This window comes from Paenibacillus vulneris, assembly GCF_039543185.1.
GTDB lineage: Bacteria > Bacillota > Bacilli > Paenibacillales > NBRC-103111 > Paenibacillus_S > Paenibacillus_S vulneris.
In genome coordinates, this window is record NZ_BAABJG010000027.1 from 162684 (window position 1) to 177137 (window position 14454).

Annotated in this window: 12 protein-coding genes and 1 pseudogene; 6 read left to right on the plus strand and 7 right to left on the minus strand. The window is 51.8% G+C overall.

Annotated features, from left to right (window positions below):
* Positions 1-81: 81 nt before the first annotated feature.
* Positions 82-981, minus strand: coding sequence for a LysR family transcriptional regulator (locus ABEA66_RS23650; protein ID WP_345591360.1), 900 nt, complete (start codon positions 979-981; stop codon positions 82-84).
* A gap of 110 nt (positions 982-1091) precedes the next feature.
* On the opposite strand from ABEA66_RS23650, the pseudogene ABEA66_RS23655 reads away from it, so the two are divergent.
* Positions 1092-1664, plus strand: a pseudogene (locus ABEA66_RS23655) (adenylosuccinate synthetase); the annotation flags it as partial.
* Here ABEA66_RS23655 and ABEA66_RS23660 read toward each other — a convergent pair.
* On the minus strand, positions 1651-2829 hold the full coding sequence (locus tag ABEA66_RS23660; protein WP_345591361.1) for a THUMP domain-containing class I SAM-dependent RNA methyltransferase: 1179 nt from the start codon (positions 2827-2829) through the stop codon (positions 1651-1653). The pseudogene ABEA66_RS23655 and the gene ABEA66_RS23660 overlap by 14 nt on opposite strands.
* A gap of 141 nt (positions 2830-2970) precedes the next feature.
* Here ABEA66_RS23660 and ABEA66_RS23665 point away from each other — a divergent pair, with 141 nt between their 5' ends.
* Positions 2971-3606 carry an O-methyltransferase gene (locus tag ABEA66_RS23665; RefSeq protein ID WP_345591362.1) on the plus strand — a complete coding sequence of 212 codons (636 nt, stop codon included), beginning with the start codon at positions 2971-2973 and terminating at the stop codon, positions 3604-3606.
* A 188-nt stretch (positions 3607-3794) separates the two neighbouring features.
* On the opposite strand, the gene ABEA66_RS23670 is transcribed toward ABEA66_RS23665, so the two are convergent.
* Positions 3795-3977, minus strand: coding sequence for a hypothetical protein (locus tag ABEA66_RS23670; protein ID WP_345591363.1), 183 nt, complete (start codon positions 3975-3977; stop codon positions 3795-3797).
* A gap of 35 nt (positions 3978-4012) precedes the next feature.
* Positions 4013-5227: an MFS transporter gene (locus tag ABEA66_RS23675; RefSeq protein WP_345591365.1), complete on the minus strand. Its 1215-nt coding sequence runs from the start codon at positions 5225-5227 to the stop codon at positions 4013-4015.
* Positions 5228-5592: 365 nt separating this feature from the next.
* Between ABEA66_RS23675 and ABEA66_RS23680 the strand changes: the two genes are divergently transcribed.
* The 3 genes from ABEA66_RS23680 to ABEA66_RS23690 all read left to right on the plus strand — a co-directional run bounded on the left by ABEA66_RS23680 (position 5593) and on the right by ABEA66_RS23690 (position 10158).
* On the plus strand, positions 5593-7146 hold the full coding sequence (locus ABEA66_RS23680; protein WP_345591367.1) for a CapA family protein: 1554 nt from the start codon (positions 5593-5595) through the stop codon (positions 7144-7146).
* Between the two features lie 331 nt (positions 7147-7477).
* Positions 7478-8104, plus strand: a complete 627-nt coding sequence (locus tag ABEA66_RS23685) for a fumarylacetoacetate hydrolase family protein (protein WP_345591717.1) — start codon at positions 7478-7480, stop codon at positions 8102-8104.
* Positions 8105-8190: 86 nt separating this feature from the next.
* A complete protein-coding gene (locus tag ABEA66_RS23690; protein WP_345591719.1) occupies positions 8191-10158 on the plus strand; it encodes an ATP-dependent DNA helicase in 1968 nt (655 codons plus the stop codon).
* Positions 10159-10195: 37 nt separating this feature from the next.
* Here ABEA66_RS23690 and ABEA66_RS23695 read toward each other — a convergent pair whose 3' ends face one another.
* A complete protein-coding gene (locus ABEA66_RS23695) occupies positions 10196-11371 on the minus strand; it encodes an HD-GYP domain-containing protein (RefSeq protein WP_256865201.1) in 1176 nt (391 codons plus the stop codon).
* Between the two features lie 135 nt (positions 11372-11506).
* On the opposite strand from ABEA66_RS23695, the gene ABEA66_RS23700 reads away from it, so the two are divergent.
* The gene (locus ABEA66_RS23700) at positions 11507-12331 is read left to right on the plus strand and encodes a DUF92 domain-containing protein (protein WP_345591369.1); all 825 of its coding nucleotides are present in this window, start codon (positions 11507-11509) and stop codon (positions 12329-12331) included.
* A gap of 267 nt (positions 12332-12598) precedes the next feature.
* On the opposite strand, the gene ABEA66_RS23705 is transcribed toward ABEA66_RS23700, so the two are convergent.
* The gene (locus ABEA66_RS23705) at positions 12599-13930 is read right to left on the minus strand and encodes a sensor domain-containing diguanylate cyclase (RefSeq protein ID WP_345591371.1); all 1332 of its coding nucleotides are present in this window, start codon (positions 13928-13930) and stop codon (positions 12599-12601) included.
* A gap of 160 nt (positions 13931-14090) precedes the next feature.
* A complete protein-coding gene (locus ABEA66_RS23710; RefSeq protein ID WP_079908595.1) occupies positions 14091-14417 on the minus strand; it encodes a LapA family protein in 327 nt (108 codons plus the stop codon).
* Between the last annotated feature and the right edge of the window lie 37 nt (positions 14418-14454).

Sequence of the window (14454 nt, forward strand, 5' to 3'; positions counted from 1 at the left end):
ATATTAAAAACCAACATAGCCATACTGAAAAAGATGTTTGTCGGAGTTTAAAATTGTTCATAAGAAGCTGCTTCTATCCGGCTATTGAGCGGCAGGTCCGTCCTTCAGACAAAGATCAAGCATCGTTGTAGCCGCAATCGATAACGGGACATCCTTCAAGGTCACGATACCGATATGACGGGGAGGAATTTCGGGCTCCAGCAGCACCGGGAACAGCTCGCCCGAAGCCAGCTCATCGCTGACGAACTGCCTGGTGACGCAGGAAATGCCTAATCCTGCCTTGGCGAACTGGATCAGCAGATCCATGCTCCCCAGCTCGAATTCCGGAGTGATTCTAACTTGCTGACCATGGAAAAAACGTTCCACATATTGACGAATGCTGCTGTCCCGCTCGAGCATAATGAGCGGCTGCAGGGCCAGCTCGGCGGCTGTCACCGGCCTTTTCATCAGCTCGGCATAGCTTGCTCCGGCAACGAAGATATCATGCAGCGGCTTCCAGCTTCGAATGGTTAGCTGATGATCCTGAATGGGCAGATTCACGACCCCGAAATCGATCTTCCCTTCCTTTAAGAGCTTGACGGTTTCCTGCGTCGTACGGTTCGTTACATGCATCTTCACTTGCGGATAGCTATTGTGGAACGATTCCAGGTAAGGCATCAGCACGTGCTTACAAATGGTATCATTAGCTCCGATATGCACGACGCCGCCAAGCATCTGATGCATTTCCGTCAGCTTGCGCTCTCCTTCAGCCAGGAGCTGGAACGCTTGATCCACATAACGAAGCAGCACCTCCCCCTCTACGGTCAGCTTAACGCCCCTGGAGGTTCGGAAGAACAGAGGACCTCCCAGCTGCTCCTCCAGCTGCTTGATCGAATGGCTGACCGCAGGCTGGGTGATAAACAATGCTTCGGATGCCTTCGAGAAGCTCCCGGCTTTGGCCACGGCCAAAAATACTTTTAATCCTTCCAGATTCGTCTCCATCCATTATCTCCATTTATAGTAGATATTCATATTATTCATTATTTTTATATCACAATAACCAATATAATGACAATGTGAGGCTTACAAAATCAAAAAGGAGAGGATACTCTTTGAAAGGAACGGTAACGGCAGTCGTAGGAGCGAACTGGGGAGATGAAGGGAAAGGGAAGGTAACGGATTTACTGGCATCCGATGCGGATGTGGTGGTTCGATTTCAGGGAGGCAACAACGCGGGGCATACGATTATCAATGAATTCGGCAAGTTCGTGCTGCATATGCTTCCTTCCGGCGTTTTCCACGAACGGGTTATCAATGTCATAGGGCCGGGTGCGGCGCTCAATATAAGCGGCCTGGTTCAGGAGTATGAGAAGCTTCTGGCAAGACAAGTTCCGAAGCCTCAGCTTCGGATTTCGGATCGGTGCCAGGTCATTCTGCCCTATCATTTGCTGTTCGACGCGCTGGAGGAGGAACGGCTCGGAAGCAGACAATTCGGTTCTACGAAATCCGGGATAGCGCCTTTTTATGCGGATAAATATTTGAAAATCGGCATTCAGGTTGCTGATTTATATGATCGGCAGCGCCTGCTGAACCGGTTGGAGCAAGCGCTGGAATCGAAGAACATTATACTTGAGCATTTGTATCACAAGGATGCGCTTGCAGTGGAATCACTCATGGAGCAGCTGAACCGGGCTCCTTCTTTTCCTCTTTGCGCCAGCCATAGAGCCCGCCGGGAGCAAAGTATTGATAAAGGTTGCATTCGATCCGTCCGTTGAACAGCTTGCGCTTCTTATCGGCCGGCCGGCCCATATACCGTTCCAGCTGCTTGCTTGGGCTCAGAATGAAGGTGGACCAGGTAGGCAGATGGGCTGTTACCCCGCCAAGCTGGCGAAGCACCTTCTCGACCTCGCTGCTGTCGCCAAGCCGTTCGCCGTACGGCGGATTCGTGATGATGCAGCCATAATCGCTGCGGGGATGCGCCTTGGCTACAGGCACCACCTGCAGGCTCAGCTCCTTCGCCAGCCCGGCCGCCTTGGCGGCGGCCAACGCCACATCGATCGCCTTGCTGTCGATGTCCGAGCCCGTGATCTCGAGCGGCACATCGTCCCGCACGAGATCGAAGGCTTCCTCCCGTGCCTCGGCCCACAGGGCCTCCGGCACGACAGGCCACGCCTCGGCGGCGAAGGTGCGCCTGAGGCCAGGCGCCAAGTTCCACCCGATCATCGCAGCCTCGATCGGAATGGTGCCCGACCCGCAGAACGGGTCGTACAGCGGGCGCTCCGCCTGCCAGCGGCTCAGCAGGATCATCGCTGCAGCCATCGTTTCCTTGAGCGGGGCTTCCGTCACGAGCTTGCGATAGCCCCGCTTATGCAGGCCGACGCCCGTGGTGTCGAGGGTCAGCGTCGCCACGTCGTTCAACAGCGCCACCTCAATGACGTACCGCGCTCCGGTTTCGCGGAACCATTCCGTTTGGTAGCGCTGCTTCATGCTCTCGACGATCGCCTTTTTAACAATCCCCTGACAGGCCGGTACGCTCGACAGCTGGGATTTATGGGAACGGCCTTCCACGGGAAATTCCGCATGCTCCGGGATCCAATCCGGCCAAGGCAGCGCTTTGGTTCCTTCGAACAGCTCGTCGAAGGTGACTGCCTTGAACTGTCCCATCTTGACCAGGATGCGGTCCGCGGTGCGCAGCCATAGATTGGCCCGGGCAATGGCAAGCTCATCCCCAACGAAGGTCACCCGTCCGTTCTCGACCGTGACCTGATCGTACCCGAGGTCGCGAACCTCCCTTGCTACAATAGCCTCCAAACCCATAGGAGCCGTAGCAATCAAATGAATTTCTGACATATCAATTATTCACTCCGTAGTCTGTGATCAATCTCAAATTGCCGCTTCATCTTCGGTTGAAGTCTTTTTGGAAAAGCCATACAATAGTCTAGTATAGGATAAACATGGCGTTTATACAAATGATTCGGGAGGAAAAATTGCATGGAGCAGCTGACGGCGGAGCAATACGTAGAATCTCTTTTGGAACAGGATGAGCAATTGGAAAAGGTAACGCAGAGCATTGCCGAAAGCGGCATGAGGGACATTTCGGTAGCCAAAGGCTACGGCAAGCTGCTGACGCTTCTTGTCAAAATGAACGGAGCACGCAATGTACTGGAGATTGGGGCGCTCGGCGGCTACAGCGGCATCTGTCTGGCCCGCGGATTAGGGGAGCAGGGGAAGCTGTACTCGCTGGAGCTGAAGCAGGAATATGCCGACCTGGCCCATCGCAATCTTACGGAAGCGGGGCTTGGCGATAAGGTTGAGTATCGGGTAGGGGAGGCTCTGGATAGTCTGGCCCAGCTGGAAGCGGAAGGTCACAGGTTCGACCTGTTCTTCATCGATGCGGACAAAGGCAATTATCCGAATTATTTGGAATGGGCGATCAAACTGGCTAACCCGGGTGCCGTTATCGTCGGGGATAACACGCTTCTGCACGGGGATTCCATGAACCCGGAGGAGAACGGGAACCGGGTAATCAAGATGCGGGAGTTCAATGAGGGCATCACGCGCGATCCGCGTTTGGAAGGTGTTATCTTGCCGGCCTACGACGGGTTGGCTATTGCCAGAATCCGCTAAAAAGCCGCATACAACAAAGCCACTGCATGCGTGCTCCCTGATCGGGGCGCGGTGTCAGCGGCTTTTTTTTAAGATTTCCCCGAAAAAGAACGGAATCGGCTTCAAGTTCACTCCTTCTCTGGGGTTTATTATGTAATACCTGGCCCGCGTTGTTCCGCAGGATCCGTTCCTAAGAGGAGCTTACCGATTTACGAAGCCTTCTGAAGTACGGTTTCGTTATCTTCCGGTTTCTGAGGTGCTTGCTTCTCATGATTGTTTTGATGGTAGACAACTTGCTTGTTGTGGTCAAGGACATCCCACTGTGACCAATACCATATCATCAGCTCTGCACATACGATGACGAACAAAACCTTTTTTACACTCACTTTCACGTAAGCACCCCCGAAACTTCGTAAAATAATCCCCGTTATGGAGATGAATCCCCAATACGGGGTTGAGACTTGAAGAGCGCTTTGCGTACCCATAATGCATTGGCGAACAGCAGCACGGCGGCCATAAGAAACAGCCCTTGAATATGAAGCCAGCCGGACAATACACCGCCTATAACCGGGCCCAGCATATTGCCGAGACTCAGGGCGCTGGTATTAAAGCTGTAAGCGCGGCTTTCCATTCCCTTGGGAGCAAAGCTGCTAATTAATGTCTGCACGGAAGGCAGCATTCCGCCCATAAAGACCCCGAGCATGAAACGTGCGGCAAACAATTGCCAAATATTCGTGACAAAGGCTTGCGGGATGAAGGAGATAGCGGCGCCGATCAAACAGACGGCCAGGATTTTGACCGACCCGATTCTGTCGCTTAACCGTCCCAGAAGCGGTGAGGCGATCATGTTGGAGAAACCGGTGACAGAACTGACGAGCCCCGAATAGAAGGCCAGCATTTCGCCTTTGCCGTGTAAATCCTGAACGAACAAGGGGATCAGCGTCATGGAGCTCAGCATGGAAAATTGAATGACGAAAGTCACTGCATAAAGGGCGGGCAGCTCTTTCGTTTTTTTAATTTCCTTGAAGCCCTCGATGGTGGAAATATTCGCTTTTTTCTTGGCTGCGGCGGCGTCGAAGTTCTCCTTCACAAGGAACATGGCGAGCAGCGAAGCGAAGAATAGCAGCGGTCCGGTAATATAGAAGATCGGTCGGAAGCCGACCCATTCGGCCATCAAGCCCCCGATGAACGGACCAAGGATCGAGCCAGCAACACCGCCGGACTGCAGCGTTCCCATTGCAAACCCCATTTTGTCCTTGGGCGTATTGGTGGACATCAAAGCGACGGCCGCCGGCATGAATCCGGAGATGACGCCGTTGATAATGCGGAGTCCGAGCAGCTGCCAGGGGCTTGTTGCGAAGCCCATCAGTGTCATGACAATAGCCATGCCGAAGCCGGAACGAAGCAGCATGACCTTGCGCCCGTAACGGTCGGAGAGTCCTCCCCAGATGGGCTGGAATAAAAATGAGGTGACGAAATTACCCGCGAAGATGAAGCCTGACCACATCGCGATTTGATGGGGATCCGACATGCCCATTTCCTGAATATACAGCGGCAAAAACGGAGTAATCATCGTCATGCCGCTCATCACTAGAAATTGTCCGATCCATAGGACGATTAAATTAATTTGCCATCTTGCCAAAACGGTTCTCCTCTTTTCCTGATGTCTATCCATATGCGTATTGAGTCGCGACCTGAGAATCGCCTAACCCGTCTAATCTCATTGTACCATATGCTTGGGAAATATTCACATTTTGCCCCCTCGACTAGTACCATGGCTTATTCTCCAACGAGTTATACAGGACTTTATAGGTTATTGGTTCCATGACCCGCTCGGGAAGATTTGGTATAATGGCAGAAGGTCTTCTTTTTCCCGTACGACGTCATTGAGCGGACGGCTGTCTTTCATGCAGCATTTTTAAAAAGGGGTAGATCATCATAGAAGAAACACGATCCGAAATCCAGCAGGAACTGATAGAAGCACCATCCGAAGAACAAAAGGAATTGGTGGAATCACGCACCCAAAAACAGCTGGAGGAAAAGAAAAATATTCGCAAGACCTGGATCACTCTCGGCGTTCTGACCGTATTGACCATTGCCTCATTCAGTTATCTTATGAACTGGTTGAACAAGAAGGATAATCCGGAATTATCCGCACCTCCGGTTGAAGTATCTCCCAAGGGATCGAGCGGCGCCGCGCCGGGGAATAATCTCGTCAACGGCAGCACAGGGAATACCGATTCCGCGCTTAACGGAAATGCCAAAGATCCCGCTCCTGCCGCAGATGCAGCGGATAGCGGCAAGCAGACCGTAAAGCTAAGCTTTGTAGGGGATGTCATGTTCGGGAGCAAGGTGGAGGACATCCTGAAGAAGAACGGTTGGGACTATCCATACCGTTATGTAAAGGACTACTTATCGAAGGCCGACATTACAGTAGCGAATTTGGAGACTCCCATTACGATGCGCGGAAGCGCCCAATCCAAGGATTATGTATACAGATCGTCTCCGCAAGCACTTCCTGCGCTGCAGGCAGCGGGTATCGATTTGGTGAACACTGCCAATAACCATATTCTGGATTATGGTCCGGAGGGCCTTCTCGATACGCTGGACGAGCTGGATAAGATAGGCATGAAGCGCGTCGGAACGGGGCGGAACAGTGATGAAGCCTATCAATCGGTTATTATGGAACGCAATGGAATCAAGATCGCATTTCTCGGATTCAGCCGGGTAGCGGAAAATACGGACTGGTACGCGGGCAAGAACAAGCCTGGCGTAGCGGAATCCTACAGCACGAAGCTCCCCTTGGAGGCGATCGCCAAAGCGAGAGCGGAAGCGGATTTGGTTGTCGTCATCGCTCACTGGGGCGTGGAACGCAAAGATCGTCCGGTTAAGGACCAGACGGATCTGGCCCATAAATATATCGATGAGGGCGCCGACCTGGTCATTGCGAGCCATCCGCATGTCGTACAGGGCTTTGAGGTATACAAAGGCAAATGGATTGCGTACAGCCTGGGTAATTTTATATTCACAACGAATGAGGAGCCGGCCACATGGGAAAGCATGGTTCTCCATGCGGAATGTACAAAGGAGAGGACCTGTGAGCTGCAAATGGTCCCGATCCTGACGAAATGGGCGCAGCCCGTTCGAATGACGGACGAGGACGGAGCCAAGCTGTTTGACAAGCTTAGCAGCCTGTCCATTAACGCCAAGGTGGATAAGGAAGGGAATATAACGGAAGGACCTCCGCCGCCGCAGCCAACGCCCACTCCTACGCCTAAGCCGGCGGCCCCAACGAAAAAGCCGTCAGGAACGGACACGAAGAAGGACCAGGGAGCCCCTTCGCAGAAATCGGGAATCACCTCCGATAACGGATCGACGAAGTCCTCCGGAAATAATACGGGTTCTGCTACCTCCAAACCGGGAGAACCGCAGCAGACGGTCAAACCTAAGGGAAGCACATCGCCAAAGCCGACACCGACACCTACGGCGACACCGAAACCGAAAACGTCGGCCAAGCCGAAACCAACACCGACTCCGGATTCGGATAACAAGGACCCATAATCATCGCTTAGGAGAGTGAAGGACATCTAATCGGATGCCTTCACTTTTTTATTGCTTTTCGTAAAGACTATGGCTGATCAGGATAATAAATACTTTCAAAACCACTAGATATATAGCATGGAATGGTTTAGAATATAATTATATTTTGAAACTTGATTTCGCTAGTTGAAACAATCATGGCGTGCATGTCCTGCCATTGTTCGGGCATTGACCATGCGCAGCTGGCGGCTCTTGAAGGATGTGAAGAGGCAGCCAGGCCAGCCATTGAGATTTCTTCTCCATTCGATTATGCTATTGGAAAGTAACTATTATGAGAAAAGGAATGACCTCTATGGAATCCATTCGCAATATCTACTGCGTCGGCCGCAATTACGGCCTTCATGCGGCTGAGCTCGGCAATGAAGTACCGGATGAGCCAATGATTTTTACGAAGCCGACCCATGCGATTGCTGTCATTCAGGGCCAGCCGATTGCGCTTCCGGGAGATCGGGGGGAGCTTCATTTTGAGACGGAGCTGGTGCTTCACATAGGGACTGATTATCAACCGGGAATGACCGTGGATCAGCTGGTGGATACGATGGCTCTGGGCATTGATTTTACGCTGAGGGACGTGCAGTCGGTTATCAAGAAGAAGGGACAGCCTTGGCTGCCGGCCAAAGGATTCCGGAACTCGGCTGCGGTTACAGCATTTCGTGCCTTCCCGGGATCGGATAAGGTGAAGCAAACGGAATTTTCTCTGCGGCGCAATGGAGCGGAGGCTCAGCGCGGCAACATCAATGACATGATCTTCAACCTTCAAGTCATTGTCGATTACATAGCGAAGCATTATGGCCTGGGTCGCGGGGATATTATTTACACCGGAACACCGGCGGGTGTGGCGGCTGTGTCCTCGGGCGACCGGATGGAGCTCCTGTGGGGAGAAGAAACCTGGGGAGAATTTACGGTACAATTGGTATAATTGGGGAAGGATACCGGATGGATTCCAGTATCCTTTTTTCAATAGAGGGATTTCAACATTTTGAACAGCATGGGGGCAAACGAACTTTGGAGCGGTATCCTTTTCAATATGATCATTCCCGGCCCTTTCTTCAACAGGTTGGGAATTGGGTCGCGGACGTATTTTACGATATTTTACCGGAATCGGGGTTTGAGGTCCGCGATGAGCAGATTTACATGGCGTTCCAGCTCGAGCGGGCCTTTGCAGAAAAGCAGACCATATTTGCCGAAGCGGGCGTTGGCACGGGCAAGACGCTGGTTTATTTGCTGTACGCGATCTGCTACGCAAGATATACGAGAAAACCGGCTGTCATTGCCTGTGCGGACGAATCGCTCATTGAGCAGCTGGTGAAGCCGGAAGGTGATATCGCCAAGCTGTCTCGCCACTTGAACATGGCTATCGACGCGAGATTAGGCAAATCGCCGGACCAATATGTGTGTCTGGTTAAGCTGGATGAAGCCAGACTGGGACACGTTGACGTAGACACCTACTCGGATGTGTATGAGCAGCTGCCCGAATTTGTCCATGCCAGAGATACGATGCAGGCATTTCATGCCTATGGTGACCGTAGGCAGTACCCTTCTCTCAATGATAATCAATGGGAGAATATCAATTGGGATGCCTTCCAAGACTGCTTCGTATGCGATCGAAGGCATCGCTGCGGACAGACGCTTTCCCGGGATCATTACCGGAGAGCAGCGGATTTGATCATATGCTCTCATGATTTTTATATGGAGCATGTGTGGTCCAGTGAGGGAAGAAAGCGGGAAGGGCAGCTGCCTTTGCTTCCTGAGCACTGTGCTGTCGTTTTCGATGAAGGGCACTTATTGGAATCGGCTGCCCAGAAGGCACTGACCTATAAGCTGAAGCATGTAGTGTTTGAGGAGCTTATCACCCGACTGCTCAAGGGAGAGGTTCGAGAATCGCTGGCTGTACGCATAGACGAAGCCATTATGCTGAGTGAAGCGATGTTTGAGGTGCTCGAATCCCAGAGCAGGACGATTGCCGGATCGGACCGGAAGCAGGTCATACTAAATGATCGGCTGCTGCAGGCCATTCAAGCATTTCAACATGTGCTGACTCAGATTGAGGAGGAGCTCGTATTCGAGAGTGAGTTGTTTACTTTGAACGAGTACCAGCTGCGGATTGTCGAAGAGCATCTGGAGATGATGCAGAAGGCGCTTGCGCTGTTCCATCAATCCGACAATGTGATTTGCTGGGTAACTGAAAGCATTAACGGGCTGTCTCTCGTCATCATGCCAAGAATGGTGAAGGAAGTGCTTCGCGAGAGAGTATTCAGCACGCAGATGCCGGTGATATTCTCATCGGCTACTTTATCCGTCGAGGGCTCCTTCGATTACGTTGCGGAAAGCTTGGGCATCGATAAGTATTTATCGTTCTCGGTAGAGTCCTCCTACGATTATGAGCATCAAATGGAGGTCATCGTGCCCAAATGGTCCCATAAAGGAACGTTCTCGGAGAAAATGAAAACCGCCGTACGGCTATTGAAGCATACGGAAGGGAGAGCCTTGATCCTGTTCCCCGCAAAGGATGAGCTCCTGAGGTTCAAGAAAGAGATTGTCAACTACCCGGAATGTGCCGATATGCGCTTCGGGTTTGAGGGGGAGCGGGAGATTAGCCATCTGATAGCGGCATTTCAGAATGACGAACCAAGCATTCTGTGTGCGGTCAGCTTATGGGAAGGCCTGGACGTGCCGGGGCCATCGCTCTCCAACGTCATTATTTGGTCGCTGCCGTTCCCGCCGCAGGATCCGGTCTTTATGGCCAAACGGCAGGCTTCGGCATCCCCCTTCGAAGAAGTCGATATGCCGTATATGCTGCTGCGTCTGAAGCAAGGGATGGGCCGATTGATCCGTTCGCGGGAGGACCGCGGAATCATATCGATCTTCAGTGAGGAGCGTCCGGAGCTCGAAGGTGTATGGGAGCATATTGCGAGGCTGATGCCGCCGGGAGTACATTGGAAGGAAGCGCTGGAGCCTTCGCTTACGACATGACAACAACAGCCATGCATCCGCATGGCTGTTACCTTTTCTAGGGGAAGCGTACCGTATCGGAATAGGCTTCCCGTACCTCCAGCAGCTTGGGCAGCTGCTCCATGAACGTATCAACGAGCGCTGGATCAAAATGGCTTCCGCGCTCTTCCTTGAACAGAGCCAATATTTGATCAAGCTCCCATGCCTTCTTGTATACGCGTTCGGTTCCCAATGCATCGAATACATCGGCTATCGCCGTAATTCTTCCGTAGATGTGGATATCCTCGCCCTTTAACCCCCGAGGATATCCGGTTCCGTTCCATTTCTCATGATGCTCGTGAGCAACGATAGCGGCGGCTTTCAATATACGTCGTTTGGAGTTTTTGAGCAGCGAGTACCCGATTTCACTGTGGGTTTTCATAACGGCGAACTCTTCGTCTGTCAGCTTGCCCGGCTTTTGCAGCAGCTCGTCCGGAATGGCGACCTTGCCGATATCATGCATAGGGGAAGCAATCCTTAACAGCTCTGCTTCCTCTTGACTCATTCCGTGGCCGAGAGCTAACAGATAGGAATATTCAGCAACGCGCTTGACGTGGTTACCGGTTTCCTTGGAGCGGCTTTCGCCGATCTCACCCATCATATAAATGATTTCTTTTTGGGTTTCCTCAATTTCGGCCGATAGTAAGGCGGATTCCAGCGACTTTGCTACGTAGGATGCAGCCAGGGATAAATATTCAACGTCCTTATCCGTAAACGCTTCATCCTCTGTAAGCTTATTGACCGCTTGATAGGCTCCCATGACTTCACCCTCATTGTTGTGGAACGGGATCACCATCAGCGACTTGGTGCGGTAGCCGGTCTTTTTGTCCATAGCGATGGCACCGCTTAGCAGCACTTCTCTATACTCCATATTGGTATACGCATCGTTGATAAAAATCGGCAGCCCCGTAGCGATGGACCGTCCGACCAGGCCGGCATCGGCAGACATTTTGAGCGGGGGAACGCCATGAGCGACCTTGGAGTAAAGCTCGTTCTTTTGTTTGTCCAGCAGCCAGACGGTGCAGCGGTCGGCAACAATCATTTCTCTTCCCATATCAGCCATCAGAAGCAGCAAATGATCCAGGCACCGTTCATTCGTTATTTTGGAGACATAATGAAAAATAATCCGAAGCAGCTGCTGCGGATCATGCTCCTGTTTCTTTCCGGGCGCATTCACAGGGAGATCACTCTTCACATTATTATCCTCCCGAAGGGACTCTATTTTTTCAGCTAAGAAAATCATATTATAATGACTAAAGATCTGTAAATCATTTGTTTATAAGAAAATATTCAGGAAACCGGATGTTCCCCTGGAATTCGAGGAGGGTTTATGTTGGATTGGGTCATTGGAATCGTGTGCAGCCTGGTCATAGCCGCGGCGGCTTATGCCAAAAGATCGCTATCAGCGTCAGGCGCGGCTGCGGCTGTTATCGTAGGAACCGTAATGTATGTGTTCGGCAGCCTGTCGTGGTTCGGGACGCTGATCGTATTTTTTATTACCTCGTCGCTATTGTCCAAGTGGAAGCAGCGCCGCAAGGCTGCGGTAGAACAGCATTATGCCAAATCAGGCAGAAGGGATGCGGGACAAGTATTGGCGAACGGCGGGATCGGCATGCTTCTTTGTATCGGTCACAGCCTATGGGCGCACCCGTTCTGGTGGGCGGCTTTTATCGGGGTCATGGCAACGGTCAATGCAGATACGTGGGCAACGGAAATCGGCGGACTCAGCAGGTCGATGCCCAGGTCTATCGTCAACGGGCGCAAGGTCCCGGCCGGAACGTCAGGAGGAATTACATGGCTCGGGCTGGCAGCTTCTCTGGCCGGGGGCATCGTAATAGGCGTATCCGCATGGGCGCTGCTTCAGCTTCAGGGAGTACCTGAAGCAGGCCAAGCGAATGAAGGGTCCTTGACGGGCCTGGTACTCCTAGGCGCCCTGGGGGGAATGGCCGGCTCGCTTATCGATTCGTGGCTCGGGGCTGTATGCCAGGTCATGTACCGCTGTAAGGTATGCGGAAGGGAATTAGAGAAGAGCCGTCACTGCGATACGGCGGCAGAACGGATTCGGGGAGCCTCGGTGATGACGAACGATGCGGTGAATCTGTTGAGCTCATGCTTGGGAGGGGCTGTTTGCCTGATGGTGTACCGCTTGCTGTAACTCGTAAGAACAAGCGCAAGCAGGAGTCAACGGGAGGAAGCTCTCCTGAGATACCATATCGCTAGTCCGAGTACAGTGAACAAGATGATGAACGCTACGACCCAAATCATAGTTATAATCAATTCTGTTTCCTCCATTCTTGGATTGACTAAGAACAGAGCGGCTTGCTCCGACAACGCTCTGTTTAAAGTTTGCGCCATTTGAGGAAAAAGAAATCATAAGACGAAAACAGCCGCCTGTTCCGATTGAACCTGCGGCTAGTTTGAATTATTCGTCCCGGTGATAGAGTCTGACAACATTTCTGCCCTCCTGCTTTGCTTGATATAGTGCTTTATCAGCTCGGAGGAAGAGCTCGCTCGGGTCCATATCGCGGGAAGGGATCATCGTTGCCGTACCGGAGCTGATGGTGATATAAGGAGAATGCTCGGATCGGGTATGGGGGATTTGGAGCAGCTCCACCTGCTGCCTGAGATGCTCGGCAACAGTTCTGGCCCCCGCAGCGTCTGTGGAAGGAAGCAGAATGACGAATTCTTCCCCGCCATAACGCGCAATAAAGTCTCCGGGCCGCTTGGCGGCTTTCCGCAATGACTCCGCTACACGTTGTAAGCATATATCTCCCTCGATGTGCCCGTATGAATCATTGTATCGTTTGAAAAAATCAATGTCGACCAGGATAAGCGATAGCGGAGTGGACATTCGGCTGCCCTGCTTCCATTCCTTGAGCAGGCATTCGTCAAAGCCGCGGCGGTTTGCTACCCCTGTTAAAGCATCGACGGTTGAAATTCTCTGGAGCAGCTCGTTCGTCTCGCGAAGCTGATTCTCTACATGCTTGCGGGCGGTTATATCTCTGGAGACCGTTATAACTTCTTTATTCAGGCCGCGTTTGTCGAGAATGGGTCTTGCCGTCGTTTCAAACCATATATAGGTCCCGTCTTTCTTGCAGATCCGATAAGCGGACAGATCGATACGCAGATCGGTCAAGCTGGGCTCTTTATGCCCATCCGTGAATTGAAGATCGTCCGGGTGCAGCATATCAAATACGCTGCTCCCTACCAAGGCATCCGGTTCGTAGCCGAGCAGGGTTCTGGAGGCGGGAGAAACATATAGGAAAGTGCCGTTCATGGCAATTCTTGAAATCATATCCGTCGAGTTCTCGGTTATCATCCGAAACATCTCTTCACTCTCGCGAAGGGCAGCCTCGTTATTTTTTTGCATCGTGATGTTGCGCAGATTAATGGTGAATAAATTCTTCCCCGGATAGGTTCGCACATCGAACCATTTGCCCAGCGGGGAGAACCACCATTCAAACGTTTGCGGAGTCTGTGTTGTCAACGCTGCCAGATAGTAGTCATAGAGAGGGGTACCGGCAGCATCAGGAAAGCATGTCCAAAACGAAGCGCCGAGCAGGTCGCTGCGGCTGCGCTCCAGTAAGTGTTCAGCGGCGCTGTTCAAATAGATGAAACGTCCATAGCTGTCCAGACTAAAAATACCGTCTGAAATATTCTCCAATATTTCCGATAGAAAGGGGGAGGATGTAGGGTTCATCTCGCTGATAGAATAGGACTGCTGCTCTTCGACTTCCTTCAACGGTTCTAGCATATGGAGGAATCCTTCCTGCATATTATGCAATAATTGGTAACATGGCATAGCTTTATTTTAATGAATGAAGCGGGAGAGTTCAATGGATAAATGGAAAAAAACGGGCGGATTTTAACCATTCTCCAATACACAGCCTGCCCTTGCTTTGAATGTACAATGTTTAAGGCTCGGGATGGGGCGGGAGAGCTGTTTCCGAAGGCTCAACTACGGCCGGACTGGCTGTAGCAACGGAAGAGCCAGCTTGGAGCTCCTGAAGCTGCTTCTCCAGCTGCTTGATCGATTTGGTCAGCTTGTACTGGCGGAAGAGCCCGATCAATCCGACAATGAGGCCGCCTAATAATGTAGAGCCAAGAATAACTAGAATGAGCGGAATATCCGCTTGGGTGAACAGGAATTGTACCCGAACCGGTTCTACGTTAATAACAGCAAATATGGCGGTAATTAGTGCAAATAATAATGTGAATATAATCATCCATTGAGCCCTCATGAGCTTAACGCCTCCTGTCATGCTGCAGGTTATTATG

What these genes read in the sequence shown, in the direction of transcription:
- ABEA66_RS23650 (WP_345591360.1), bottom strand. Translation starts at nt 981, where the DNA reads ATGGAGACGAATCTGGAAGGATTAAAAGTATTTTTGGCCGTGGCCAAA.
- ABEA66_RS23660 (WP_345591361.1), bottom strand. Translation starts at nt 2,829, where the DNA reads ATGTCAGAAATTCATTTGATTGCTACGGCTCCTATGGGTTTGGAGGCT.
- ABEA66_RS23665 (WP_345591362.1), top strand. Translation starts at nt 2,971, where the DNA reads ATGGAGCAGCTGACGGCGGAGCAATACGTAGAATCTCTTTTGGAACAG.
- ABEA66_RS23685 (WP_345591717.1), top strand. Translation starts at nt 7,478, where the DNA reads ATGGAATCCATTCGCAATATCTACTGCGTCGGCCGCAATTACGGCCTT.
- ABEA66_RS23700 (WP_345591369.1), top strand. Translation starts at nt 11,507, where the DNA reads ATGTTGGATTGGGTCATTGGAATCGTGTGCAGCCTGGTCATAGCCGCG.
- ABEA66_RS23705 (WP_345591371.1), bottom strand. Translation starts at nt 13,930, where the DNA reads ATGCTAGAACCGTTGAAGGAAGTCGAAGAGCAGCAGTCCTATTCTATC.
- ABEA66_RS23710 (WP_079908595.1), bottom strand. Translation starts at nt 14,417, where the DNA reads ATGAGGGCTCAATGGATGATTATATTCACATTATTATTTGCACTAATT.